The sequence below is a fragment of the Nocardioides plantarum genome (genome assembly GCF_006346395.1).
GTDB lineage: Bacteria > Actinomycetota > Actinomycetes > Propionibacteriales > Nocardioidaceae > Nocardioides > Nocardioides plantarum.
On the sequence record NZ_VDMS01000001.1, the window covers coordinates 870,517 to 894,330 of the forward strand.

The following is a 23,814-nucleotide window of genomic DNA, read 5'->3' on the forward strand; positions in this document are numbered from 1 at the left end:
CCCAGCCTCATCGGGTGACTTGGGTGGTGGGCTCGCGGTCGAGCTCGGGGTCGTGCACGCCGGCGTACCAGGGGTCGTGGTTGGGATCGGCGGTGAGCACGCCGTCGTAGTTGCCGTTGATGATCTCGCTGAGGTTGTGCAGCGACTCGGTGTCGTGGTCGAAGTAGAGCGAGTGCTGGTCGAAGTCGGGCAGGTCCGGACGCGAGACGTCCTCGGCCTGGAAGCGGTGGGCTCCGAAGTCGTCCTCGGCGGGGTCGTCGCCGAGCCCGGCCCCGCCGAGCGTCTCGCCGTGGAACCAGCCGTGGTTGGCCAGGTACGTGACCGGGTCGCGGCTGTTGGCACCGGCCCAGACGTGGTCGGGGTCGACCCCGGTGTCCGCGGCGCTGTCGGTGTCGCCGCCGACCCCGGGACTGCCGACGAAGACCAGGTCGTCGACGTCGAGGCCGTGGTCGTGGGCGGCGTGGCCCGTCGTGGTCGAGCCGTAGGAGTGGCCGATCGCGGTGAGGTGGGCGTCGTCGCCGTCGCGGGAGGCGCGCAGGCCGTCGACCAGGTCGGCGAGCCGGGCCCCGCCGTCCTCGGCGGCACCCTCGGTGGCCACGCCCGCGCCGTCCCAGCCCTCGCCGGTCCACGGGAGGTTGTCGGGGGCGTCGTACCCGATCCAGAACAGGGTCGCGTTGGACGCGGTCGGGTCGAGGAACCGGCTGGACTCGTAGACCGTGGCGGCGCGGTCGGCCTGGTACGGCGCCGACTCGCCGTCGGTGCCGAAGCCGGGGGTCAGCACGGCCACGTTGTCGGCGGTGTCGACGTTGCCGGCCGAGACCGCGATCGCCCCGTCGCCGTCGAAGGCGGAGGGGTCGTAGAGGTAGATCTGACTCTCGATCGGCAGGCCGGTCACCGGGTCGACGCGACCCTCGATCTCGTCGCGGGCGTCCTGGGCGGCCTCGGCGTTGGCGAGCCACTGGCGCTCGTCGTCGGTCATCACGCCCTGCGCGTCGGCGTTGCGCCAGTCGGCGAGGTCCCGGTCGAGGGCGACGGTGTTGGCGTCGTCCCGGGCACCGGCGGGGATGCCGTCGAGGTTGCCGATCGCTCCCGGCGCGGCGGCGATGATCGCCTGCTGCTGGGCGGTGGTCAGACCGTCCCACCAGGCGTTGACCGCCTGCGGCGAGGCGCCGGCGGGCGGCTTGGTGTCCAGGGCCGCGTCGGCGGGGTCGGCGACGCCGCCGTAGAGACGGTCGACCGCAGCCAGGTCGAGGACCCGGGTGAAGGCGTCGTTCATCGCCCCCTCCTCGGTCGTGATGGCCGTGCTCCAGGCGGTCAGGTCGGACTCGAAGGCATCGACCTCGCCCTGCACCCGCCGGCAGTCGTCCTGCAGGTCGGCGAGCTCCTCGGGAGTGACCTCGCCGGTCGCCCTGGTCTCGAGGTGGGCGATCTGCTGCTGCAGGTGGTCGCGACGGTCGACGAGGTCGACCCGTCGATCGCGCAGGTCGGTCATCTCGTCGGCGTGGGTCGCGACGCGCTGGGCCACACCGCGCAGGGCCAGCGACATGGCGTCGGCCCGACGCCCGGTCGGGACGATCGCGTCGTGGTAGGCGACCGAGGCGGGCCCGTGCCAGTCGCCGATGCGCGCCGTGCCGGCGACGAAGGTGCCGAGGTCGTCGACCTGGGTCGACGCCGCCAGCAGCTGACCCCCGGTACGCCGGATGGCGCCGGGGTCGACGGTGAGCACGGGGACGACGCGGGGCCGGCTCGGAAGGGTCACCACGGCCATGACCTCAGCGCTCCTCGGTCAGGTAGGGGGTCAGCGACCTGAGCTCGTCGAACGCGAGCCGGTCGGTCGCGACGTAGTCGGCGACGGTGACCCGCAGCCCGTCGGCGCGGGCCTCGCTGGTGGTGCCGAGGTCGCGCACGTGCCGCTCCCAGGCGGCCAGGAACCGGGCGGCCGGGCCCGACACCACGGCGGTGAAGCCCGCGGAGCCCGCACCGGCGACCTGCGCGGAGGCCGCCTGCAGGTCGAGGTGCTGCTCGTCCCACGCCTGCGCGGCCCTGCCGACCGAGACCGGTACGACCTCCATCAGCGCTCACCGCCGACCGCGGTCGGGCGGGCGGGTCGGGCGGGTCGGACGAGGGCGACGGCCCGGTCCGGGCCGACCACCAGGGGCTCGTGCGAGACCGTGAGCACGAGGGCGCCGCTGGGCTCGGCGTACGACGCGGTGAGGGTGAGGTCGTCGAGGCGTCCCGCCAGCCGCTCGACGACCCCGGCGGGCCGGGTCACCGCCCAGCCGTGGCTCTCGAGGTCGTGACGCAGGCCGACCAGCAGGTGGGAGCCGTCGCTGCGGCGCTCGACCACCCGACCGACCGGGTGGACCCGACCGGGGTCGGCGGCGTACGACCAGCGGATGCGGGGCTCTGCGGCGCTCGCGGGGGCCATCGTCGACCAGACCTGGCGGGTCGCGCGGGCGACGTTGCTGAACGCCGCCGCGACCTCGTCGTCACCGGCCTCCGGCACGTCCGCCGGTGGGGGCGACGGCGGCAGGACGACGAGATCGACGTCGGGGTGGCGACGGTGGAGCTCCGAGAAGAAGTCGGCCATGGTGGGTCAGCCTCCCCAGCGGGGCGGCACGGAAACAGCCGGTCAGGGGCCGGGCGGCCCCGGGCTGGCGCGCCAGGTCAGAGCGAGGGGAACCAGAGCGCGATCTCGCGGGCGGCCGACTCGGGCGAGTCCGAGGCGTGCACGAGGTTCTCGCGGTTGGACAGCGACAGGTCGCCGCGGATGGTGCCGGGCGCGGCCTTGCGGCCGTCGGTGGCCCCGTTGAGCGCGCGGACCACGTCGATCGCCTCGTCACCCTCGAGCACCAGCGAGACCAGCGGGCCGCTGGTCGCGAAGTCGCGCAGCGGCGGGTAGAAGTCGCGCTCGACGTGCTCGGCGTAGTGCTGGTCGGCCATCGCGCCGTCGATGGCGCGGTGCTCCATCGCCACGATCGTCAGGCCCTTGGCCTCGAACCGGGACAGGACCTCACCCACCAGGCCGCGGCGGACGGTGTCGGGCTTGAGGAGGACGAGGGTGCGCTGCGTCATGCCGCGCACCCTACCGACGTCGGTCGAGGTGCGAGCGCAGCGAGCCCCTGACGTCGGTCGAGGTGCGAGCGCAGCGAGCCTCGAGACCACGTCCCCGTCAGACGAGCTCGGCGGCACGGCGTACGACGTCGGGCGGGACGTCGTCGTGGGAGTCATCGCCTGAGACCGGACCGGTCGACACCCGTCGCAGCGGGATCACGCCGCCCCAGGCACCGGACGCGATGTCCTCGGGCTCGTCGACCGGCCCCCCGGCGCGCAGCTTCATCGACGCCTCGACCAGGGGCACGGCGAGGACCGAGGTCGCCGCGAGCTCCCGGCGCGTGTGGGGGCGCAGCGTGGCGGACCGCCCGGGGACCATGTGGTCGACGGTGAGGGTGAGGGCGTGCGCCTTCTCCTCGGCGTCCTCGACGATGCGCGCCTCGCCGATGACGACCACCGAGCGGTAGTTCATCGAGTGGTGGAAGCCGGACCGGGCCGCGACCAGACCGTCGAGCTCGGTGACCGTCACGCAGACGGTGCGGCTCTCGGCCCCGGTCAGCCAGCGCGCCGCGACCGAGCCGTGGATGTAGAGGGTGCCGCCCTGGTCCGGTCCCTCGAGGTCGACGGCGAAGGCGACCGGGAGCACGACGGGGTGGTCCCCCACGACCACGCCCACGTGGGCGACGAGCGCATCGGCGAGCAGTGCGTGCATCGGCGCACGGTCCTCCTGGGCCCGGTCGCGGCCGCGGCGGACGGTGGTGCGGTCGGTCGGCGAGAGGGGCGTGCTCATGGGGTCCATCCTCGGGGACGAGGCACCGGCGGGGCATCGGGGTTGCTCGCGGTCCCGCGCGGTCACACGAGGGTGCCGCGGAGCAGGCTGTGGGTCGGTGCCGACACCACGGTCTCGTCGTCCTCGACGCTGACGTTGAGCGCGTCGTAGCCCTCCGCCTCGTCGGCGGGCAGCGCGAAGACCGCCCGCATCACCGTCGCGTCGCTCTCGGGCATCACACCGACCTCGCGCGCCCGGCCGCCGACCGTGTCGATCAGCCAGATCGTGTAGTGGGTGCCGGCCGCGGGGGCCGTGAGTCCCGCGAGGGCGATCGCCATCTTCTGCTCGCCCCCCTCGCCCGTCATCGCCGCGGACCCTGCCACCGGTGCTGCCGTGCTGCCGACCGAGACCAGGGGCACGGGCGCGGCCGGCGCGGCCACCTCGGTGCGGCTCGACCCGTCGTCAGTCAGTCCGCGCCCCGCGCCGAAACCCGCGGCCACGAGCAGCACCGCGGCGGCCGCCCCGAGACCGGCCCGCACCAGGCGGCTGCGACGGGGCCGGGCCGCGGCCAGGGCCACCGGCGCGGTCACGGACGCCCCGATGTCGGGAGCCGTGGCGTCGGAGCGGTCCAGGCGCAGCGGTGGGACCTCGCCCGGCTCGACCGGGGCGTGGCGCACGGCGTCGCGCACCTCGCCCATCGCCGCGCCCAGCACGACGAACTGGTCGCGACAGTCGGCGCAGTCGCGCACGTGCGCGAGAGCCGCGCGCCGCTCGGACGGCGGGGTCTCCCCGGTCAGCAGCGCGGACACGTCGAGGTGGGGCTCCCGGTGGTGCTCAGTCACGGGGATCACGTCCGATCTGCTCTGCGAGGGCGCGGAGGCCACGGGCGGCTCGCGCCTTGACTGTACCGAGCGGCGCGTCCACCCAGTCGGCCACTTGCGCGAGGGTGAGGTCGTTGAAGTAGGCGAGGAAGAGCACCTGGCGCTGCTCCGGGCTCAACCGGCCCATGGCCGCCCGGACCTGGCGCGACCTCTCGAACCGCTCCACCAGGTCGTCGTGGTCGACGTGCTCGACCCTCGCCGGGTCGGGCTCGGGCACCTCGGCCACCGGCTCGGGCACGCGGCTGCGCAGCAGGTCGGTGGCTCGGTGCTTGGCGATGCCCATCACCCACCCGGCCAGCGGCCGGGACGGGTCGTACTGCAGGCGGGAGCGCCACACGTCGAGGAACGTGCGCTGCAGCACGTCCTCGACGTCGGCCGGCGGCAGCACGCGGCGCAGGTAGGCCAGCACCGTGGGCGCCAGCTCGGCGTAGACGTCGTCGATCGCGGAGTCGTCGGCGACCAGGCGCCGCCCGAGCGCGACCTCGGGGTCCTCGCGGCTCACGTCGACCAGCTCCGTCTCACCCTCCACACCCTGTCCTGCGCGACCAACGGCCCGCCGGGTTGCACCCCCAAGGTCACCAATTCCGGGTGTCCCTGGGGGTGTCCCTGAGTGCGCCCGACGCCCGGCCCGCGGACCACCGGTGCAACCGGATCGAGGTGACGTCGCGCAGTAGTCATCGAAGCCGGCACCCGGCCGGCCCGATCCCAGGAGTAGTCATGACCACCGTTCCCGTGCCGAACCGCACCCGGCTGCACGCCGCGATTCTCGCCGTCGCCGTCGCGCTCACCGCCGCCCTGGTCGCCGGCGTCGGCTCCTCGAGCGCCGCCCCGGGCTCGACCCGCTCCGCGGCGTACGCCGTCCCGATCGGCGGGCAGACGACGCTCAAGCTGGACGCCGGCACCGCGCAGGTGCTGGCCGACAACGACATCACGGTGGCCCCGGCCAGCGAGGCGAAGGTCGTCAGCAGCGGCATCACGTTCCCGATCACCGGCGGCCTGCTCAACGTGAAGTCCCTGGCCGGCTCGATCAAGCACTCCGGCGGCCTGACCTTCACCGCCGGCGGCAAGTCGCTCACCATCCGCAACTTCGCCGTCAGCACCACCTCGCAGCGGCTCTCGGCGTACGCCGACGAGGCCGGCGCCACCCTGCCGGTCCTGCGCCTGGACCTGAGCAAGGCGACGATCCGGGCGTCGAAGAACAAGCTCGCCGTCTACGCGCTGCCCGCCACGCTGACCCCGGAGGCCGCCACGGCCCTCAACGACTACTTCGGGACCGACCTGTTCGCCGGTGGCCTCAAGATCGGCAACGTGCGCGTCGACGCCACGATCCGCTCGCTGCGCTCCTGACCTCGCCCGGCCCGGCCGCCGTCATCGGACGGCGGTCGGGCCGAGCCCGGGTCAGTCGCGGGTGAGCCGGCGGTGCGTGACGCGGTGGGGACGAGCCGCCTCGATGCCGAGGCGCTCGATCTTGTTCTCCTCGTAGGAGGCGTAGTTGCCCTCGAACCAGTACCACTGGGCGGGGTTCTCCTCGGTGCCCTCCCACGCCAGGATGTGGGTGACGACCCGGTCGAGGAACCACCGGTCGTGCGAGGTGACCACGGCACAGCCGGGGAACTCGAGCAGGGCGTCCTCGAGCGACGACAGGGTCTCGACGTCGAGGTCGTTGGTGGGCTCGTCGAGGAGCAGCAGGTTGCCGCCCATCTTGAGGGTCAGCGCCAGGTTGAGGCGGTTGCGCTCACCACCGGACAGGACGCCGGCCTTCTTCTGCTGGTCGGGGCCCTTGAAGCCGAACGAGGCGACGTAGGCACGGGAGTTCATCTCGAAGTTGGCGACCTTGATGAAGTCGAGCCCGTCGGAGACCACCTCCCACACGTTCTTCTGCGGGTCGATGCCGCCGCGGCTCTGGTCGACGTAGCTGAGCTTGACGGTCTGGCCGACCTTGAGGTCGCCCTTGTCGGGGTCCTCCTGGTCGGTGATCATCCGGAACAGCGTGGTCTTGCCGACGCCGTTGGGCCCGATCACGCCGACGATGCCGGCGCGCGGCAGCGAGAACGTGAGGTCGTCGATGAGGACCCGGCCGTCGAAGCCCTTGCCGAGGTGCTCGGCCTCGAGCACGATGTCGCCCAGTCGTGGCCCGGCCGGGATGTTGATCTCGGAGGTGTCGATCTTGCGGTCGCGGTCGGCCTCGGCCGCCATCTCCTCGTAGCGCGCCAGGCGCGAGCGGCTCTTGGTCTGGCGGGCCTTGGCGTTGGAGCGCACCCACTCCAGCTCGCGCTCGAGCATCTTGGCGCGCTTGACGTCCTTCTGGCCCTCGATCTTGAGCCGTTCCTTCTTGGTCTCGAGGTAGGTCGAGTAGTTGCCCTCGTAGGGGTGGGCCGACCCGCGGTCGAGCTCGAGGATCCACTCGGCGACGTTGTCGAGGAAGTAGCGGTCGTGGGTGATCGCGAGGACGGCACCCGGGTAGGTCTTGAGGTGGCCCTCGAGCCACTGCACCGACTCGGCGTCGAGGTGGTTGGTGGGCTCGTCGAGCAGCAGCAGGCTGGGCTGCTGGAGCAGCAGCTTGCACAGCGCGACCCGGCGCCGCTCACCACCGGAGAGGTGGTCGACGATCGTGTCGGGCGGCGGGCAGCGCAGCGCGTCCATCGCCTGGTCGAGCCGGCTGTCGATGTCGTAGGCGTTGGCGGCCTCGAGCTCCTCCTGCAGGTCGCCGGTCTCCTTGGCGAGGGCGTCGTAGTCGGCGTCCGGCTCGCCCATCTCCTCGTAGGCGGCGTTGAGGCGCGCCATCTTGGCCAGCGTGTCGGCCACGGCCTCCTGCACGTTCTCGAGGACCGTCTTGCCCTCGGTCAGCGGCGGCTCCTGCTGGAGCATGCCGACCGTGGCGCCCGGGTCGAGGATGGCGTCGCCGTTGTTGGCGTGGTCGAGCCCGGCCATGATCCGCAGCAGGGACGACTTGCCGGTGCCGTTGGGTCCGACGATGCCGATCTTGGCACCGTGCAGGAACGAGAGGGTGACGTTGTTGAGAACGACCTTGTCACCGTGGGCCTTGCGCACGTTGCGCAGGGTGAAGACATATTCCGCCATGGTCACCGAGCCTAGTCGGGACCGGGGTGTCCCGCCCGTCCGGGGTGAGGGCGGCGCTCGGGGGTTTTGCCGCCCCGGGCTCACGCCGCCGCCACCTCCCCCTGCGGCGGCGTGACCTCGACCGACGGCGGGCGGTGGAAGGTCGAGGTGCCGCGGGAGAGGTCGTGGCCCACGGTCGCGGCGTCGATGTGCACGTCGAGGGTCTCGACCCCGGCCTTGTTGATGTAGGTGCGCATGTCGACCCGGCCGTGGACGATCACGGCATCGCCGCGGTGGAGCGACGCCGCGCAGTGCTCGGCGAGCCAGCGCCACGCGCTGACGGAGTACCACTGGGTCGGGCCGTCGACCCAGTCACCGGTCTCGCGGTCCTTGCGCCGCGGGGTGCAGGCCACCCGGAAGTTGGCCACGGGAGTGCCGCCCGCCTGGCGCAGCATCACGTCCCCGCCGACCCGCCCCTGCAGGGTCACCGTCGTCTCGTTGTACATGTCGATCTCCTCTGTCTTCTCGCCTGGTGGTGCGCCCACGGTGGGCACGGCACGAGCCAAGGCGCGACCGCCGACAGTCCTGCGGCGCACGGCGGGTGCCTGTGGACGACCGGTCGGGGACCCGACCCTGTGGACGACTCCTGGTCATCCGCACAGGCCGCGCCTCCCCCAGCGCGGGCGTGCCGATCGGTAGCCTCGCCGCTCGTGCGCGTCTACCTCGCGGTCCTCAGCAAGGACGGCACCCCGCTCCCGGACGCCGACACCCTCGCCCGCCTCGCGCGCGTCGCCCTGCCCTTCGCGACCCCCGGCCCGCCCGACCTGTCCTGGTCAGACCGGCTCACCGACCGGCCCACGACCGCCCTCCATGCCTGGCACAACGAGCCGGACCAGCCCGGTCGCCCGCTGCTCACCACCACCGACGCCGGCGCCGCCGGCTTCTCCGGGTACGCCGCCACGCGGCTGGCCGACGGACGTGTGGCCGACGACTCGCCCGGTGTCTGGTCGTCGTACTCGGCCGCACCGGGCCGCGTCCGCGCCGCGACCTGCGCGTCGGGGACCGAGCTGGTCTTCCACGCCGAGACCCCGCACCTCGTCGTGCTCGGCAACCGCGCGTCCCTCGTCCACCTGGTCGCCCGAGCCAGCGAGGGGCCCGGCCACGACGCCGTCGCCCTCGACCCGGTCGGCCTGGCGGCGGTCGTCAACGCCGGGTTCCACACGACCGCACGCACCGTCTTTCGCGGGCTGTCCTCGCTCGACCCCGCCACCACGGCCCTCGGCACGCCCACCGGACTGAGCCTGGCGACCACGCCCACCGCCCACCACGGCCCCGCCTCGGTCCAGGACGTCGCCGACGCCCTGGTCCGCTCGGTGGCCGACCTGCCGACCGAGACCCCGGTCCGGCTCGGTCTCACCGGCGGGCGCGACTCCCGGCTCCTGGCCGCCCTGCTGGCGCGCGCGGGCTCCCCCGTCCTGACCCGCACCGCCGGGCTCCCCGACGACCCCGACGTGGTCGTGGCCCGCGACGTCGCCGCCGCCCTGGGTCTCCCCCACGTCGTGCAGCGGCCGGCCGGGACCAAGCGCGACCAGGACCGTGACCGGCTCGTCGTCGACCCCCGTGAGCGGTTGCGCGAGGCGGTCGGGCTGGGCGAGGGCATGATCAGCGCCTACGACCGGGTCGGTCGTCTCGACCAGACCTACGACGTCGACCTCGTGCCGTTCTCGGGCTCGGGCGGGGAGATCCTGCGCGGCTACTACGCCTCCACGCTCGACGGCATGGAGATCGCCGAGGTCGGGCGCCGCGTGCTCAAGCGGCGGGCACACCCGAGTGAGAAGCTGCTGCACCCGTCGGTCCGCGCCGCCTACCTGGCCGACCTGGCCGAGTGGCGGCGTTGGGTCGCGACGGACCCAGCCACCGCACTGGAGGCGTTCTACGTCCGCCAGCGCACCGGCCGCTGGTCCGGCGTGGCCCGCGGGTCGTCCTCGGCGGGGTCCTTGGCCTGGCGGCCGTTCTTCGACCACGGCGTCGTCGAGGCGGTGCGTCGTACCCCGCTCGCCGAGCGCACCTCCGAGCGCCTCTTCGCCGCGCTGCTCGACACCCTGGCGCCGGAGCTGGCCGACGTCCGGTTCGCCGGCAAGCGCTGGAAGTTCGACGCCAAGCCACCCACCGAGCCCGCTGCCCGGGCCGCCTGGGACGCGCGGTCCCCGCTGACGGGCACCCGCGGCGGCCAGGCGTCCTACGACTGGCGCACCGACGCCCCCGAGGTGCGCGACGAGCTCCGCCGGGTCGTCGAGGAGGCGCCGCCGGCGCTCTGGGAGGTCCTCGACGAGACCGCCGTCACCCGCCTGCTGGCCCAGGAGTCGGCCTCCCGGAGCGAGGTCGTGACGACCTGGCACCTGGCCACGGTCGCCGAGACGGTGACGACCCTCGCCGGCACTACCGGCCGGCTCGCCCCCCGCGAGGGCACGTCGATCACGGTGTCGGCCAGACCGACGGCCCAGCAGCCCCCGCCAGCAGCCACACCCGGCCGGGCCCACCGCCTGGCCAGGACCGTCCTGCGTCGTGCGGCGCGCCACCGCCGGCCACGGAGCTAGCTCTTCAGCACGACCGCGACGTTGCTCCGCACCGTTGAGTACGCCGCCAGCTCGGCCCGCACGGGGGCGACCACGAGCTCGGCCGCGACGTCGTGGACGGCACCACGCAGCCGGCGCTCCGCGACCGCGGCCCGGGTGCGGGCAATGCCCGCGACGAGCACGCGACACCCGAGCGCGAGCACGATCCCGAGCACGATGCCGGCGACGAGCATCAGCAGCGGCACGGGCATCCCGGCGACCTGGGGCGCCTCGTCGGACAGGGTGCCGCCGATGACGAGCAGGGCGGTCCACACCCCGCCGGCGAGCGCGGTGAGGATCAGCAGCCACTGCAGCACCCGGACCAGGCCGGCCCACACGGGCAGCCGGTCGACACCGAGGTCGACCCCGGCCATCGCGCGGTCGAGGCGGTCGCCCACCTCGGGCAGGCGCGAGGTCGAGGCCCGGCGTACGGCGTCGACCCAGGTCGGGCCGAGCCCGACAGCCGCGTCGTCGACGAGCGCGCGCACCTCGGAGTCGACGCGGGCGCGCTGGACGGGGCTGGTCTCGGGCAGCCGGGCGCGACGGCCCCCGGCGAGGGCGTCGCCCGACGAGCCGAGGTCGAGCTGGAGTCGCTTGAGGGGGTCGGGGCGCAGTCGCGAGACCCACGACACGACGGGCCAGGTCGTCGCCCGACCGGCCCGCAGGCGGGTCGACCGCTCGACGGCGTCGACCACCACGGGCACCCCGGCGGCGTCGGCGAAGGCCCGCTCGAGCTCGCCGACCCGCTGGGCCGACAGCTCACGCGGCGCCCCGGAGCCGGCGGCCTCCTCGAGCGCGCCGGCGGCGGCACGCAGGTCGGACTCGATGCGCTGGCGGGTGAGCTTCTTGGCCGCGACCCGCGACGCGATCTCCTGACGCAGGTCGTCGATGCCGATGCCGGCGCGGGCGCTGACGGCGAAGACCGGCACCGAGGTCAGCCCGTCGAGGTCGAGCAGGCGGCGGACGTCGTCGACCATCGACTGGCGGCGGTCCTCGGGGACGGTGTCGATGTGGTTGAGCACCACGACCATGACACCCGCGTGGGAGGCCAGCGGCGCGAGGTAGCGGTCGTGGATCGCTGCGTCGGCGTACTTCTGCGGGTCGAGCACCCACACCAGCAGGTCGGCGAGCACGACGAGCCGGTCGACCTCGAGGTGGTGGCTGACCTCGGTGGAGTCGTGGTCGGGCAGGTCCATCAGCACGACGCCGTCGAGCTCGCGGTCGGCCCGGCCGGCGACGCTCTTGTCGCGGCTGGAGTCGAGCAGCGAGTCGCGCATCGTCTGGTGGCGCGGGGGGATGCCGAGCCAGTCGAGCAGCTCCTCGGCTCCGGTCTTGCCCCACACGCAGGCGGTCGCCCACGACGTGGTGGGACGGCGTACGCCGGTCGAGGACAGCTCGAGGCCGGTCAGGGCGTTGAAGGTCGAGGACTTGCCCGAGCCGGTCGCGCCGGCGATCGCCACCACCGTGTGGTCGGCCGAGAGACGCAGCCGGCCGGCGGCGCGCGCGGCCACGGACTCGGCCTCGTCGACCACGGCGTCGTCGACGCGCCCGCGGGCGGCGGCCGCAGCCGCCTCGAGGCCGTCGATGCGGGCGCCGATGTCGGTGCCGCGCGTGACGAGCTTGCGCGCGCTCTCGAGCAGCGACGTCATCGGCTGGTCACCGAGTCGATCACGGCGTCGGTCAGTGCGTCGATCACAGGGTGTCTCCAGGCGTGGTCCGGCCAGGCTTGGCCTGGTAGCGCAGGTCGTCGACGCGGCGAGCGGCGTCGCGCAGGGCCTCGGCAGCGTCTGGTCGCAGCGCCAGGGCGTCGATGCGGGAAAGATAGCGGGCGCGCTCGTCGGCCAGCAGGGCGGTGATGCGCTGCTCGAGCGAACGGCGGGCCCGGTCGGCGAGGGTGCGCACCGCCTGGTCGCCGAAGACGGCCTCGAGCAGCTTCTGCCCGAGCACGGCCGAGCCACCGGCGACCCCGGCCTCGGCGCCGGTCACGCCGGCGGTGTGGGCGAAGACGACGACCATCAGCGCGACCGACAGCCCGTTGACCCCGAAGGCCAGGAAGCGGGCCGTGGTGCGCTTGTCGGCGCCCTCGGCGCGGACCATCTCGAGCACGTCGGACTGCCACTCGCGCACCATGCGTTCGGTGTGGCGGCGCAGCTCGCGCGAGGCCCGGCCCAGGTCGCCGGGCGCGCTCTCGAGCAGGCCCGCGCCGGCCGGCTGCTGCGACCAGGCGGCGTGAGCGCGCTCGGCGGCAGCCTCGGCGTGCTCGAGCACGAGGGTCTCGAGACCCGACTCGACCGCCACGGTGACGCGCTCGGCCTGCTGGGGCTTGCCCTTGATGGCGTTGACGAGCCGGTCGCGCAACCCGCCGACCCTGGTCTCGAGCGAGCGGAGCAGCTCGCCGGTGCCGACGAACTCTTGCCAGCGGGCCAGGACCTCGCCGCGCAGCAGGGTGCCGTCGGCGGTGGCCGCGACGACGTCGGCGATCGCGACGTCGTAGGCGGCGTCGACGTCGGCCTTGAGCCGGACCGCGATCACCGTCTGGGCCGCACAGGCGTCGGCGACCGGGTAGGCCCGGTGCGTGATGGTGCGTACGGCGCCATCGACGGTCTGGCGCACGACCGCGTCACGGGCGTCGGGGTCGCGAGCGAGGGAGTCGAGCCACGCGCGCACCTCGGCGACGTGGTGGGCGGCCAGCAGCCCGTCGCCGTCGACCTCGCCCTCGGTCACCACGAACAGCGGTGAGTCCTTGAGCCCCCGGCTGGCGAGCATCCGGGCCAGGTGGGTCGACACGGTCTGGATCGCCTCGTCGGGGGTGCGGTCGAGCACGATCGCGACCGAGGTCGAGCGCTCCGCGGCCTGCTTGAGGAAGCCCCACGGCACCTGGTCGGCGTACCTCGCGGCCGAGGTGACGAACAGCCAGAGGTCGGCGGCCGCGAGCAGCTGGGCGGCGAGCAGGCGGTTGCGCTCCTCGACGGAGTCGACGTCGGGGGCATCGAGGATCGCCAGGCCCGGGGGGATCGCGGTCGACGCCACCAGCTGCAGGGAGTCGGGGTCGTCGGTCGTGTGCTGGACGCGGACCAGGTCGGGCAGCAACCGGTCCTGGCCGAACCAGTGGGCGTCGTCGGGGTGGTGCACCAGGACGGGCGAGCGGGTCGTGGGGCGCAGGACGCCCGACGTGGTCACGCGCTCGCCCACCAGGGAGTTGACCAGGGTCGACTTGCCGGCGCCGGTGGAGCCCCCGACGACGGCGAGCAGCGGGGCGTCGAGCGTCATCAGCCGCGGGATCACGTAGTCCTCGAGCTGGTCGATCACCGCTGCGCGCTGGGTGCGCAGCTCGTCGGTGCCGGGCAGGTCGAGCGGCAGCTCGGCGCCGACCAGCGCCTGGCGCAGTCGGACCAGTGCGGTGACCATGCGGGTCTCGTCGACCGAGGCCGCCGCGCTGGTGCCGTGGGGTGGGTGGGGAGGGGTGCTGCTCGTGCCGTGGGTCATGCCGTGGGCACCACCTGTCGGGGCATCGCGACGGAGGGGCCCGGGACGGCCAGCATCACCAGGGCGCCGAGCACCACCGCCACGGTCACGACGACCGTGAACGTGACGCTGTCGAGACGGCGGGCGGGCACGGGCGCAGCCTAACGGCAGCACACCGTACCGCCCGGTCGTGGCTCTGCTCCCGACGTGCTCCCGACGTGCTCCCGACGTTCTCGCGACGGGTGGACGACGATCCGGCGAGCGTAGGGTGAGGGGCGTGAGCGACGAGACCACGACCGAGACCGCGACCGCGACCAGCGCCCCGAGCGGCACCGACTTCGACACCGAGTCGCACGACCCGGCGGTCCCCGAGGCCTACTCGGCGTTCATGCGCACGGGCTGGGACGACCGCGAGACCGCCCGCCCCCGTGGCTCCTTCGCCGACCACACCGCCCAGCGGCGGTCGCGGCTCGCGGCCCTGTTCCCGGGCGAGCGGCTGGTGCTGCCGGGCGGCGGCTACAAGGTGCGCTCCTACGACACCGACTACCGCTTCCGTGTCGACACCGCCCACGCCTACTTCACCGGCAACCAGAGCAGCGACGCCGTCCTGGTCATCGACGACGGCGAGGCCGTCCTCTACGCACGCCCCCGCTCGGGTCGCGACACCGACGAGTTCTTCCGTGACCGCAGCTACGGCCAGCTGTGGGTCGGCAAGCGCCCCTCGCTCGGCGAGATGTCCGACGCGCTGGGCCTCGAGGTCCGCCACGTCGACGAGCTCCCCCGCGCCCTGTCCGGATCGGGCAAGACCCGGGTCCACCGTGGCGTCTCGCTCGAGGTCGACCGGCAGGTCGTGGCCGACCAGAGCACCGACGACGACTTCGCCCGGGTGATCTCCGAGATGCGGCTGGTCAAGGACGACTGGGAGGTCGCCCAGCTGCAGGAGGCCTGCGACATCACCGCCCTCGGGTTCTCCGACTCGGTCGCCGAGTGGGACCGCGTCCTCGAGTTCGGCGAGCGCTGGATCGAGGGCACGTTCTTCCGCCGGGCCCGCGCGATGGGCAACGACATCGGCTACGACTCGATCGTCGGCGGTGGCTCCCACGCCACGACGCTGCACTGGATCGACAACGACGGCCCGATCACGCCCGGCACGCTGGTGCTGCTCGACATGGGCGTCGAGGGCCGCAACCTCTACACCGCCGACGTCACCCGCACCCTGCCGGTCGACGGTCGCTACACCTCGCTGCAGCGCGACCTCTACGACCTGGTCCTGCAGGCCCAGGACGCCGGCATCGCCGCCTGTCGTCCCGGCCTGCCGTTCACCGGCACCCACGAGGCGGCGATGACCGTGCTCGCGCACGGGCTCGACTCGATGGGCCTGCTCCCGGTCTCGGCGCAGGAGGCGCTCGACCCCGAGTCCAAGGTCTACAGCCGCTGGACCCTCCACGGCACCAGCCACATGCTCGGCCTCGACGTCCACGACTGCGGCCAGGCGGCACCGGAGGCCTACAAGAACGCCGACCTCGAGGCCGGGATGGTCCTCACCGTCGAGCCGGGCCTCTACTTCCAGGAGGACGACCTGCTCGTCCCCGAGGAGCTGCGCGGCATCGGCATCCGCATCGAGGACGACATCCTGATCACCGCCGACGGCTCCCGCAACCTGTCGGCCTCGCTCCCCCGCACCTCGGCCGACGTCGAGGCGTGGATGGCGGAGAAGCGCCGCTGAGCCCCGTGGGCGCTAGCCTCCGGGCCGTGACCACGCGCCTGCTCCCGTCCCTCCTCCGTCGTACGACGGCCGCGTCCGTCGCCGTGCTGCTCGGCGTCGCTCTCTCCGCGTGTGGCGGGAGCGACGACGAGGGCGGCCCGGCGGCGCGCGTCACCCAGACCGTCACCGAGACCGCGACCTCGCCCGAGAGCGCGTCGACGTCCGCCGCACCCACCGAGCCCACGACGTCGGCCACCCAGGCACCCGCCGACCTGCCGAGCGAGGCGGAGCTCGAGGCGGCCCTGCTGACCACCGCCGACGTCCCCGACGGCTTCACGGTCAGCCCCGACGACGGCCCCGACGACGACGGCGGGTTCGCGGGCACCTGCCTGGCCGACGTCGGCAGGTTCGAGGATGCCTTCGGCGCGGAGCCGGACGAGGAGGCCGAGGTCGAGCTCGCATCCGAGACCCCGACCGGCCAGGCCGCGGTCACCTCGAAGGTCGAGGCCTACGCCGACGCCGCGAAGCTCGCCTCGGTGTTCGCGACGTTCACCGACACGCTGCAGAGCTGCACCTCGGTCGAGGCGACCGAGGAGGGCGTCACCTACGCCCTCGACATCGCCTACGACGACACCGTCGACCTGCCGGGCGCGGACGACCAGCTCGCCTTCGCCGTCACCGGCACCATCGGCTCCGGAGACCAGACCTACCCCGTGTCCTACCGCTTCGTCGTGGCGCTCGCGGGCCCGTTCGTCTCCGTGGTCGGCGCCTACACGATCGGTGACGACTCCAGCGGTGTCGTCGACACCACCGCGGACCTCGCCGCCGTGCAGGCCGAGCGGGTGGCCGGGCTCGCCTGATCCGCTGGGGCCGAGCAACGGCTGGCACCCCCGGCAGGATTCGAACCCGCGACCGTCCGGGTAGAAACCGGTTGCTCTGTCCAGCTGAGCTACGGGGGCAGTAGGCGCACCTTATCGAGCCCCGACCCGGCCCCGGCGACGGTCCGTCGTACGGAGGTACTAGGACCACCGGACGGCTACCGACCCGGACCCGCCCAGGCCTTGACTGGTCACGCACCGCCGCACGGTGCGTCATCACGACAAGTCCTGGGAGGGACCCCCACATGAAGAAGCTCCGCATCGCCGCCGTCGCCCTCGCGACGGCCGCCCTGCTCGTCCCCGCGTCCGGCGTCGCCCACGCCAAGGGTGGCGACGACGGCGGAAATGACGACAACGGCGGAGGCGGCGGCGGCACGGCGAGCGCCGGCAACTACGCCGTCACCGTCAACGGGACGACCTACGACCCGGCGCCCGGCAAGGACGTCAAGGTCAAGGACCTCACCGTCCGCGGCGTCGTCAAGGTCACCGGCACCCACACCTCGTTCACCATCGACCCGGCCACGCTGGGCGTCACCGACTACACGCTGACCGGCGCCCCGTCGCCCGAGCGGATGGTCACCAGCCCCACCGTCGTGTTCGCCGCCAAGACGCCGGTGCTCACCGCCGCCCAGCTGCGCACGCCGGTCCTCAAGCAGCTCGAGGTGCGCGACGGCACCCTCGTCGCGATCTTCGCCACGACGGCCGGCAAGCTCAAGATCCAGGCCAAGGACGCCCCGCAGGGGGGCATCTTCCAGATGGAGCCCGAGTTCGCCGGAAACGTCGAGCTGGTGCACACCCTCGGCCCCGGCCTCTTCTACTTCGTCAACAGCTACACCGGGAAGATCAACTTCGGCAACGGGGTCGACGCCGTCGCGACCGGGGCCGGCGCACACCGGATGCTGCTCGGCAAGGACAGCCCGCAGGTCGCCACCAAGCTCTTCCAGGACGGCCGCACCACCCGCTGGTCGGTCGCTCCCGGTGGCCGTCTCGGCGGCGTCCTCGGCGAGGACGCCATCGAGCTCTCGCAGGGCGCCACCAACTGCACGAGCCAGTGCCAGGCGCAGAACCAGATCCGCGGCTCGCTGCCGGTCCCCCCGGACCCGAGCAACCCCACGCCGCTCCCCTGATCGGCCCTGATCGGCCCTGATCGGCCCTGATCGGCCCGTCGACTCCCTGTCCACCCGCCACCCACCTCACCCCAGGAGATCCGCCATGAAGCACCTCAGGTACGCCGCCGCCGCCGCGATCGTCGCCGGCCTCGTCACGACCGGAGCCGGGACGGCACCGGCCCACGCCAGTGGGGGCGACAGCGTCCGCGTCACCAAGTCCGGGACGTGCTCCCACGCCCGCTGGACGATCAAGGCCAAGGAGGACGACGGTCGGATCGAGGTCGAGGCCGAGATCGACAGCAACCGCTCGGGGCAGACGTGGAGGTGGGTGCTGAACCACAATGGCTCGCGCTCGGCCACCGGCACGGCCCGCACCGCCGGACGCAGCGGCTCGTTCTCGATCGAGCGCCGGCTGCCCGACGCCAAGGGCTCGGACGCCTTCACCTTCAAGGCGACGCACGGCAGCCAGGTCTGCACGGCCCGGGTCCGCTACCCGGCGTGACCGCGTCGACCCGACCCACGGGCATGATCGGGGCATGAGCCCCCGACGCCTCGTGAGCAGCCCGGTGGCCCAGTTCCTGGCCGCCGGGCTGCTCGTCGTGATCGTGCTCATCGTCGTCACCACGCTCCTGGGCCAGCGCGCCGCGCGCGACGAGGCGATCTCCGACGCGCGCGAGATCACCACGGTGCTGGCCGGCTCGGTGGCCGAGCGCTCCATCCCCACCGGCCTCGTCGACGGCGAAACCGGGGCGATCGACCGCTTCGACCTGCAGGTTCTGCCCCGGCTCGTCGTGGGCGACGTACGCCGGGTCAAGATCTGGGATCGCGACGGCACCGTGGTGTGGTCCGACGAGGCCCGGCTGATCGGTGAGACCTTCGGCCTGGACGAGGAGGAGACCGACGTGCTCGACCACGGCGGCACCGACGCCGAGGTCTCCGACCTGACCGAGCCCGAGAACCGCTGGGAGGTCGACGGCGGCAGCCTCGTCGAGGTCTACACCCGCATCGAGTCCCCGGAGGGCGATCCCCTGCTGTTCGAGGCCTACTTCGACGCCGACGAGATCGACGACCGGCAGGCCGAGCTGGTCGCCCCGTTCCGCACCATCACCGTCGGGGCGCTGCTCGTGCTGGTCGTCGTCGCCACCCCGCTGCTCCTGGTGCTGACCCGTCGCCTCCACCGCGCGGCCGACGAGCGCGAGCGCCTGCTCGTCGCCGCCGCGGACGCCTCCGACGCCGAGCGTCGACGGATCGCCCGCGACCTGCACGACGGCGTCGTCCAGGATCTCGCCGGCACCACGTTCGCGCTCTCGGCCCTGGCCCGCACCGCGGCCGACACCGAGGAGCGCCGTCAGGTGCTCGAGGCGACGCAGAGCCTGCGCTCCAGCATGCGCAGCCTGCGGTCGCTGCTCGTCGAGATCCACCCGCCGGGGCTCGCCGCCGACGGACTGCCCGCCGCGCTGCACGACCTCACCGCAGCCGCGGTCGACGTCGGGGTCGAGGCGACGGTGCACGTCGACGACCTCGACGGCATCGCCGACGACACCGTCGCGCTGACCTGGCGGGTGGCCCAGGAGGCGATCCGCAACACGCTGCGGCACGCCCGGGCGCGGCGGCTCGACGTCGACGTACGCCGTGAGGCCGGCACCCTGGTGCTCACCGTCGGCGACGACGGGGTGGGCTTCGACCCCGCCCGGGTCCGCGGCAGCTCCTACGGGCTGCGCGGCCTGACCAGCCTGGTCCGTGACCAGGGTGGACGCCTCGAGGTCACCTCGTCGGTCGGCTCCGGCACCGTGGTCCGCCTGGAGGTGCAGGGATGACCACGCCGCGGCCGACCGTGCGCGTCGTGCTCGTCGACGACCATGCCCTGGTCCGCCACGGGCTGGCCCAGCTGCTCGACGGCGCCGACGACATCGAGGTGGTCGGCCAGGCCGCCGACGGCGAGGCCGCGATGGCGGTGCTGGCCGAGACCCGACCCGACGTGGTCGTGATGGACCTGCAGATGCCCGGCGTCGACGGCGTCACCGCGACCCGGCGGGTCGTGGCCGACCACCCCGGCACCCAGGTGCTCGTGCTGACGTCGTACTCCGACGCGGAGCGGATCGTCGCCGCCCTCGACGCGGGCGCCGTCGGCTACCTGCTCAAGGACGCCGACCCCGACGACGTGATCGAGGGCGTGCGCGCGGTGAGCCGCGGCGAGTCGCCGATCCACCCGCGGGCCGCCCGGTCGCTGCTCACGGCCCGGCGCTCCTCCCCCACGCCCCTCGAGCTGACGCCTCGCGAGACCGAGGTGCTGTCGCTCGTGCGTGCCGGGATGGCCAACAAGCAGATCGCCCGCCGGCTCGGCATCTCCGAGCGCACCGTGAAGTCGCACCTCACGTCGACCTTCGCCCGCATCGGCGTGCAGGACCGCACGCAGGCCGCGGTCTGGGCCGAGCGCCACGGCGTGGGCGACCGACCGATTAGTTGAGGTGCCAGATGGCCGCGTTGAGCGCGGTCGCGAACGCCACCCACGCGGCGTACGGCGCCATCAGCAGCGCCGCGGTGCGCCGGCGCGTCCAGAACAGCGCGATGGTCACCGCCACGGCCACGAGGAGCACGACGATCTCGACCAGCGCCAGGCCGTAGCGGTCGGCGCCGAAGAACAGCGGCGTCCACGCGGCGTTGAGCACCAGCTGCACCGCCCAGGCGGTGAGGGAGCGGTCCCAGCCGACCCGCTGCCACACCAGCCAACCGGCGATCGCGATCAGCACGTAGAGCACCGACCACACGGGCCCGAAGACCCAGGCGGGCGGGGCGAACGACGGCTGGTCGAGGGCGTCGTACGTCGAGCCGGCCGACGACGCGGCGAGCCCGCCGAGGCCGGCGGCGACCGCGACGGCCGCCAGGAAGCCGAGCAGCGCGAGCCAGGGCGCCGCCGCCGAGGTAGGGGTCCGGTCGGTGGTGCTCATGGGTTCCATGCTGCCGTCCGCGGCGGGCCCGCACCACCGCGGGCGTCCGCCGGTCAGATGACGCCGGTGTGCTCGAGCAGGATCTTGAGCCCGATCCCGATCAGGACCAACCCGCCCACGACCTCGGCCGGGCCGCGGAACTTCACGCCGGCGCGGTGGCCGAGCCACACCCCGACCGCGGTGAGCACGAACGTCGTGACGCCGATCAGCGTGGCGGCCCCGGCGACCGAGACGTCGAGGAACGCGAAGCTGATGCCGACGGCGAGGGCGTCGATGCTCGTGGCGACGCCGAGGAGCATCAGCTCGCCGAACGGCACCCGGCCGTCGCCGTCGTCCTCGTCGTCGTCGCCGAACGCCTCCCAGATCATCTTGCCGCCGATCGCGGCCAGCAGGACGAAGGCGATCCAGTGGTCGATGCTCGTGACGTAGTCGCGGAACCCGGTCGCGACCGCCCATCCCAGGACGGGCATCAGGCCCTGGAAGAGGCCGAAGGTGAGGGCCAGCGCGAGCACGCCGCGGCCAGATAGACGCTTCATCTGCAGGCCCTTGCCGAGGGCGACGGCGAAGGCGTCGGCGGACAGGCCGACGGCGATCAGGAACAGGGTGACGAGTGACATGGCGAGGGCTTCCGGTCGGAGTGCTGCCGGAGTGACCTGCGGGGTCGCTTCGGCACGGTTGAGGTGCCGAAGGTCTCGCTCACCCGGTCCGAGCTGCTGGACCGGGCGGTACGCCGGGTGGCGAGCCACCGGTATGTCGACGTACCTCCGCGCCCTGCACGCAGGACTGGTCGGGAACTACTCCCCTTCGAGTGGCCGAGTCTGGCACATCAGTGCCGGAGGTACACATCGATCTCGTCGTGCAGGCGCGCCTTGACGTCGTCGGGGGCGAACGACGCGGACACGCCGGCCCGGGCCAGGTCGGCCAGGCCCTGCTGGTCGAGGTCGAGGAGGTCGGCAGCGACCTCGTACTCGTGGTTGAGCGAGGTGCCGAACATCGGCGGGTCGTCGGAGTTGATCGTCACCACGACCCCGGCGTCGACGAAGGCGCGCAGCGGGTGCTGGTCGAGCGAGGCGACCGCGCGGGTGGCGATGTTGGACGACGGGCAGACCTCGAGCGGGATGGCCCGCTGGGCCAGGTGCTCCAGCAGCTCGGGGTCGGCGGCGGCCGAGGTGCCGTGGCCGATGCGCTCGGCGCCCAGCAGGCGCAGGGAGTCCCAGATCGTCTCGGGCCCGGTGGTCTCGCCGGCGTGCGGCACCGAGTGCAGCCCCGCCGCCCTGGCCTTCTCGAAGTGGGGCGCGAACTGGGCCCGCGGCACGCCGATCTCGGGGCCGCCCAGCCCGAAGCCGATCAGGCCCTCGGGGCGGTGGTCGAGCGCGTAGCCCAGGGTGGCGTCGGCGGCCGGGAGACCGGACTCGCCGGGGATGTCGTAGATCCAGCGCAGCACCAGCCCGAAGTCACGCTCGGCGGCGACCCGGGCGTCCTCGATCGCCTCGGTGTAGGCCTCGATGGGCACCCCCGCCAGCACCGAGGTGTACGGCGTGCAGGTCAGCTCGGCGTAGCGGACCGACTGGGTCGTGGCCAGCTCGCGAGCGACCTCGTAGGTCAGGAACCGCACGTCGTCAGGCGTGCGGATGAGGGCCACGACCGCCAGGTAGACCTCGATGAAGTGGGCGAAGTCGCGGAACTCGTAGAACGCGCGCAGGGCCTCGGGGTCCGAGGGCACGGTGCCGGGGTGGCGCTCGGCCAGCTCGGCGACGATCGGCATCGAGGCAGATCCGACGTGGTGGACGTGCAGCTCGGCCTTGGGCAGGCCGGCGACGAAGTCGGCGAGGGGGTGGGTCACGACGGGAATGCTCCCAGACCTCGGTGGTCGACGTGCTCGGTGGTCGAGGCGCTCCACGTGTTCGGTGGTCGAGCCGACCTCGGTGGTCGAGCCGACCTCGGCGGTCGAGCAGACCTCGGTGGTCGAGCAGACCTCGGTGGTCGAGCCGACCTCGGTGGTCGAGCTTGTCGAGACCCCGTCACTCGAGCTCGTCGAGGAGCTCCTTGCCGTCGGGGTTGGTGCTGAAGACCTTGCCGTCGACCAGGACCGTGGGCGTGCTGTTGACCCCGGCCTTCTGGGCCTCCTTGGTGGCCTCGCGGGCGAAGTCGTTCTCGCCCGCCTTGATGCCGTCGGACACCGCCGCCTTGTCCGCACCGGCCTGGACCGCCAGCTTGATGAGGGCGTCCGCGTCGGGGAAGGAGGACGCCGTCTCCTCCGGCTGGTTCTCGTAGAGGAGGTCGTGGAACTTCTTGGCGACCTCGGGGCCGGACTCCTTGAGCACCACACCGAACGCCCCGGTGGAGCGCGCGGAGTAGTCGCCGGCCTGGCTCAGCAGGATGAACGGGCGGTAGTCGACCTGCACCTTGCCGTCGTTGGCGAGCTCGGTGAGCTTGGTACGGGTGTTGGACTCGAGCTGGCCGCAGAACGGGCAGAGGAAGTCCTCGTAGATGACGACCTTCTTGGGCGCGTCGTCGGGGCCGATCGTGACGCCGTAGGCGCTGGTCCCCGCGTCGCTGGCGTCGACGTTGTTGTTCTGGCTGACGAAGTAGAAGACCGCGCCGATCAGCACCAGCACGACCGCGACCACACCGCCGACCATCAGGTTGCGACGGCGCTCCTGCGCCTTCGCCTGGGCCTTGAGCTCCGCGAGCCGCTCGGCCCGCTGGGCCGCCTTGGTCTCGGCCCTGTTCTTGCTCGCCATCAGTCCACACCTTCCGGGGTCGGTTCACGGTCGAGCTCGTCGAGCTCGTGCTCGAGGTCGGTCGTCGTACGGCGTCGGAACAGCACCGAGTCGAGCGCGAGCCGGCCGGGGCCGGCCCACACCACCAGCAACGACGCCGCGAGCAGCGCGACGTCGCGGGCGATCTCGTACGGGTACTTCGACGACGCGTCGGGGTCGTAGCCGCCGCCGCCGAAGCAGCCGCAGTCGATCTCGATGCCGCGGGCCCAGACCGACGCGATGCCGATCACGAACCCGACGAACAGCACGGCCGAGATCGCGGCGGCGCCGCGGCTCATCACCCCGACGACGAGGGCGAGGCCGATGACGACCTCGATCGCGGGCAGGGCGTAGCCGACCGGCTCGACCACGGAGAGCGGGAGCAGGTCGTAGGCCTGGACGGCACGCACGCTGCCGAGGGGGTCGGCCAGCTTGGCCATCCCCGCCCAGATCCAGACGCCGCCCACCACCAGGCGCGCCACGAGCGCGACCCACCCGACTGCCGACCTCTTCACATCGCAGCACAGTAGACGGCTCGACTGAACCGGCCCTGAGAGCCCGGTGGGGG

The 23,814-nt window shown here is 73.2% G+C and carries 25 protein-coding genes and 1 tRNA gene; 8 read left to right on the forward strand and 18 right to left on the reverse strand.

All coding sequences use genetic code 11. The annotated features are described in order from the left end of the window. Positions 1–7: 7 nt before the first annotated feature. The 7 genes from FJQ56_RS03940 to FJQ56_RS03970 form a co-directional block, all read right to left on the reverse strand. Entirely contained in the window at positions 8–1,762 is a 1,755-nt protein-coding gene (locus tag FJQ56_RS03940; protein WP_140007873.1) for an alpha/beta hydrolase, read from the reverse strand. 10 nt (positions 1,763–1,772) lie between these two features. Continuing rightward, entirely contained in the window at positions 1,773–2,072 is a 300-nt protein-coding gene (locus tag FJQ56_RS03945) for a hypothetical protein (protein ID WP_140007874.1), read from the reverse strand. Then, positions 2,072–2,590: a hypothetical protein gene (locus FJQ56_RS03950; RefSeq protein ID WP_140007875.1), complete on the reverse strand. Its 519-nt coding sequence runs from the start codon at positions 2,588–2,590 to the stop codon at positions 2,072–2,074. Before FJQ56_RS03950 ends, FJQ56_RS03945 begins: the two co-directional genes overlap by 1 nt. 77 nt (positions 2,591–2,667) lie before the next feature. Continuing rightward, on the reverse strand, positions 2,668–3,075 hold the full coding sequence (gene ndk / locus FJQ56_RS03955) for a nucleoside-diphosphate kinase (protein WP_211350742.1): 408 nt from the start codon (positions 3,073–3,075) through the stop codon (positions 2,668–2,670). Between the two features lie 97 nt (positions 3,076–3,172). Then, entirely contained in the window at positions 3,173–3,844 is a 672-nt protein-coding gene (locus FJQ56_RS03960) for a pyridoxamine 5'-phosphate oxidase family protein (RefSeq protein WP_140007877.1), read from the reverse strand. 62 nt (positions 3,845–3,906) lie between these two features. Then, a complete protein-coding gene (locus FJQ56_RS03965; RefSeq protein WP_140007878.1) occupies positions 3,907–4,665 on the reverse strand; it encodes an anti-sigma factor in 759 nt (252 codons plus the stop codon). Then, entirely contained in the window at positions 4,658–5,233 is a 576-nt protein-coding gene (locus FJQ56_RS03970) for an RNA polymerase sigma factor (RefSeq protein ID WP_170215247.1), read from the reverse strand. The genes FJQ56_RS03965 and FJQ56_RS03970 overlap by 8 nt, the downstream gene beginning before the upstream one ends. 188 nt (positions 5,234–5,421) lie before the next feature. Between FJQ56_RS03970 and FJQ56_RS03975 the strand changes: the two genes are divergently transcribed. Beyond that, positions 5,422–6,051: an HtaA domain-containing protein gene (locus FJQ56_RS03975; protein WP_140007880.1), complete on the forward strand. Its 630-nt coding sequence runs from the start codon at positions 5,422–5,424 to the stop codon at positions 6,049–6,051. Positions 6,052–6,102: 51 nt separating this feature from the next. On the opposite strand, the gene ettA is transcribed toward FJQ56_RS03975, so the two are convergent. Together ettA and FJQ56_RS03985 are read right to left on the reverse strand one after the other, a co-directional pair. After that, positions 6,103–7,785: an energy-dependent translational throttle protein EttA gene (gene ettA / locus FJQ56_RS03980; RefSeq protein WP_140007881.1), complete on the reverse strand. Its 1,683-nt coding sequence runs from the start codon at positions 7,783–7,785 to the stop codon at positions 6,103–6,105. Positions 7,786–7,865: 80 nt separating this feature from the next. Next, positions 7,866–8,270 (reverse strand): single-stranded DNA-binding protein, encoded by a 405-nt coding sequence (locus FJQ56_RS03985; protein WP_140007882.1) that lies wholly within the window; start codon positions 8,268–8,270, stop codon positions 7,866–7,868. Between the two features lie 204 nt (positions 8,271–8,474). Between FJQ56_RS03985 and FJQ56_RS03990 the strand changes: the two genes are divergently transcribed. Continuing rightward, complete coding sequence (locus tag FJQ56_RS03990; RefSeq protein ID WP_140007883.1) at positions 8,475–10,361, forward strand: asparagine synthase-related protein; 1,887 nt, start codon at positions 8,475–8,477, stop codon at positions 10,359–10,361. Here the strand turns inward: FJQ56_RS03990 and FJQ56_RS03995 are convergent. From FJQ56_RS03995 to FJQ56_RS22865, 3 genes are read right to left on the reverse strand one after another with little or no spacing between them, the layout of a single operon-like run. Beyond that, a complete protein-coding gene (locus FJQ56_RS03995; RefSeq protein WP_140007884.1) occupies positions 10,358–12,028 on the reverse strand; it encodes a GTPase in 1,671 nt (556 codons plus the stop codon). The two genes, FJQ56_RS03990 and FJQ56_RS03995, sit on opposite strands and share 4 nt — an antisense overlap. A 43-nt stretch (positions 12,029–12,071) precedes the next feature. Then, positions 12,072–13,865: a dynamin family protein gene (locus FJQ56_RS04000; protein WP_246083976.1), complete on the reverse strand. Its 1,794-nt coding sequence runs from the start codon at positions 13,863–13,865 to the stop codon at positions 12,072–12,074. Further along, positions 13,862–13,996 carry a hypothetical protein gene (locus FJQ56_RS22865; protein ID WP_281284653.1) on the reverse strand — a complete coding sequence of 45 codons (135 nt, stop codon included), beginning with the start codon at positions 13,994–13,996 and terminating at the stop codon, positions 13,862–13,864. The genes FJQ56_RS04000 and FJQ56_RS22865 overlap by 4 nt, the downstream gene beginning before the upstream one ends. A gap of 125 nt (positions 13,997–14,121) precedes the next feature. Here FJQ56_RS22865 and FJQ56_RS04005 point away from each other — a divergent pair, with 125 nt between their 5' ends. Both FJQ56_RS04005 and FJQ56_RS04010 read left to right on the forward strand, forming a co-directional pair. After that, positions 14,122–15,570: an aminopeptidase P family protein gene (locus FJQ56_RS04005; protein ID WP_246083977.1), complete on the forward strand. Its 1,449-nt coding sequence runs from the start codon at positions 14,122–14,124 to the stop codon at positions 15,568–15,570. A gap of 26 nt (positions 15,571–15,596) precedes the next feature. Further along, positions 15,597–16,409 carry a hypothetical protein gene (locus FJQ56_RS04010; protein WP_140007885.1) on the forward strand — a complete coding sequence of 271 codons (813 nt, stop codon included), beginning with the start codon at positions 15,597–15,599 and terminating at the stop codon, positions 16,407–16,409. Positions 16,410–16,431: 22 nt separating this feature from the next. Here the strand turns inward: FJQ56_RS04010 and FJQ56_RS04015 are convergent. Continuing rightward, positions 16,432–16,508: transfer RNA gene (locus FJQ56_RS04015), tRNA-Arg, on the reverse strand. Between the two features lie 164 nt (positions 16,509–16,672). On the opposite strand from FJQ56_RS04015, the gene FJQ56_RS04020 reads away from it, so the two are divergent. From FJQ56_RS04020 to FJQ56_RS04030, 4 genes are all read left to right on the forward strand, one after another. Continuing rightward, positions 16,673–17,554 carry a hypothetical protein gene (locus tag FJQ56_RS04020; RefSeq protein WP_140007886.1) on the forward strand — a complete coding sequence of 294 codons (882 nt, stop codon included), beginning with the start codon at positions 16,673–16,675 and terminating at the stop codon, positions 17,552–17,554. An 85-nt stretch (positions 17,555–17,639) separates the two neighbouring features. Continuing rightward, positions 17,640–18,038 (forward strand): hypothetical protein, encoded by a 399-nt coding sequence (locus FJQ56_RS21990; RefSeq protein WP_170215248.1) that lies wholly within the window; start codon positions 17,640–17,642, stop codon positions 18,036–18,038. Positions 18,039–18,072: 34 nt separating this feature from the next. Beyond that, positions 18,073–19,353 (forward strand): sensor histidine kinase, encoded by a 1,281-nt coding sequence (locus FJQ56_RS04025; protein WP_170215249.1) that lies wholly within the window; start codon positions 18,073–18,075, stop codon positions 19,351–19,353. Next, the gene (locus FJQ56_RS04030) at positions 19,350–20,003 is read left to right on the forward strand and encodes a response regulator (RefSeq protein WP_140007888.1); all 654 of its coding nucleotides are present in this window, start codon (positions 19,350–19,352) and stop codon (positions 20,001–20,003) included. The genes FJQ56_RS04025 and FJQ56_RS04030 overlap by 4 nt, the downstream gene beginning before the upstream one ends. Here the strand turns inward: FJQ56_RS04030 and FJQ56_RS04035 are convergent. The 5 genes from FJQ56_RS04035 to FJQ56_RS04055 all read right to left on the reverse strand — a co-directional run bounded on the left by FJQ56_RS04035 (position 19,996) and on the right by FJQ56_RS04055 (position 23,761). Then, entirely contained in the window at positions 19,996–20,484 is a 489-nt protein-coding gene (locus FJQ56_RS04035) for a TspO/MBR family protein (RefSeq protein ID WP_211350743.1), read from the reverse strand. The genes FJQ56_RS04030 and FJQ56_RS04035 overlap by 8 nt on opposite strands. 53 nt (positions 20,485–20,537) lie before the next feature. Continuing rightward, positions 20,538–21,101, reverse strand: a complete 564-nt coding sequence (locus FJQ56_RS04040) for a manganese efflux pump MntP (RefSeq protein WP_140007890.1) — start codon at positions 21,099–21,101, stop codon at positions 20,538–20,540. 209 nt (positions 21,102–21,310) lie between these two features. Next, complete coding sequence (locus FJQ56_RS04045; RefSeq protein ID WP_211350744.1) at positions 21,311–22,327, reverse strand: adenosine deaminase; 1,017 nt, start codon at positions 22,325–22,327, stop codon at positions 21,311–21,313. Between the two features lie 178 nt (positions 22,328–22,505). Next, the gene (locus FJQ56_RS04050) at positions 22,506–23,228 is read right to left on the reverse strand and encodes a DsbA family protein (RefSeq protein WP_140007891.1); all 723 of its coding nucleotides are present in this window, start codon (positions 23,226–23,228) and stop codon (positions 22,506–22,508) included. After that, positions 23,228–23,761 (reverse strand): DoxX family protein, encoded by a 534-nt coding sequence (locus FJQ56_RS04055; protein ID WP_140007892.1) that lies wholly within the window; start codon positions 23,759–23,761, stop codon positions 23,228–23,230. Before FJQ56_RS04055 ends, FJQ56_RS04050 begins: the two co-directional genes overlap by 1 nt. Positions 23,762–23,814: the final 53 nt, after the last annotated feature.

Bases quoted from the DNA above. Each gene is read 5' to 3' on its own strand.
- ndk (WP_211350742.1), bottom strand. From the start codon at position 3,075: ATGACGCAGCGCACCCTCGTCCTCCTCAAGCCCGACACCGTCCGCCGC.
- FJQ56_RS04020 (WP_140007886.1), top strand. From the start codon at position 16,673: ATGAAGAAGCTCCGCATCGCCGCCGTCGCCCTCGCGACGGCCGCCCTG.
- FJQ56_RS03975 (WP_140007880.1), top strand. From the start codon at position 5,422: ATGACCACCGTTCCCGTGCCGAACCGCACCCGGCTGCACGCCGCGATT.
- FJQ56_RS03995 (WP_140007884.1), bottom strand. From the start codon at position 12,028: ATGACGTCGCTGCTCGAGAGCGCGCGCAAGCTCGTCACGCGCGGCACC.
- ettA (WP_140007881.1), bottom strand. From the start codon at position 7,785: ATGGCGGAATATGTCTTCACCCTGCGCAACGTGCGCAAGGCCCACGGT.
- FJQ56_RS21990 (WP_170215248.1), top strand. From the start codon at position 17,640: ATGAAGCACCTCAGGTACGCCGCCGCCGCCGCGATCGTCGCCGGCCTC.
- FJQ56_RS03950 (WP_140007875.1), bottom strand. From the start codon at position 2,590: ATGGCCGACTTCTTCTCGGAGCTCCACCGTCGCCACCCCGACGTCGAT.
- FJQ56_RS03945 (WP_140007874.1), bottom strand. From the start codon at position 2,072: ATGGAGGTCGTACCGGTCTCGGTCGGCAGGGCCGCGCAGGCGTGGGAC.
- FJQ56_RS04025 (WP_170215249.1), top strand. From the start codon at position 18,073: ATGAGCCCCCGACGCCTCGTGAGCAGCCCGGTGGCCCAGTTCCTGGCC.
- FJQ56_RS03985 (WP_140007882.1), bottom strand. From the start codon at position 8,270: ATGTACAACGAGACGACGGTGACCCTGCAGGGGCGGGTCGGCGGGGAC.
- FJQ56_RS04040 (WP_140007890.1), bottom strand. From the start codon at position 21,101: ATGTCACTCGTCACCCTGTTCCTGATCGCCGTCGGCCTGTCCGCCGAC.
- FJQ56_RS04050 (WP_140007891.1), bottom strand. From the start codon at position 23,228: ATGGCGAGCAAGAACAGGGCCGAGACCAAGGCGGCCCAGCGGGCCGAG.
- FJQ56_RS04035 (WP_211350743.1), bottom strand. From the start codon at position 20,484: ATGAGCACCACCGACCGGACCCCTACCTCGGCGGCGGCGCCCTGGCTC.
- FJQ56_RS04030 (WP_140007888.1), top strand. From the start codon at position 19,350: ATGACCACGCCGCGGCCGACCGTGCGCGTCGTGCTCGTCGACGACCAT.
- FJQ56_RS03960 (WP_140007877.1), bottom strand. From the start codon at position 3,844: ATGAGCACGCCCCTCTCGCCGACCGACCGCACCACCGTCCGCCGCGGC.
- FJQ56_RS04000 (WP_246083976.1), bottom strand. From the start codon at position 13,865: ATGACCCACGGCACGAGCAGCACCCCTCCCCACCCACCCCACGGCACC.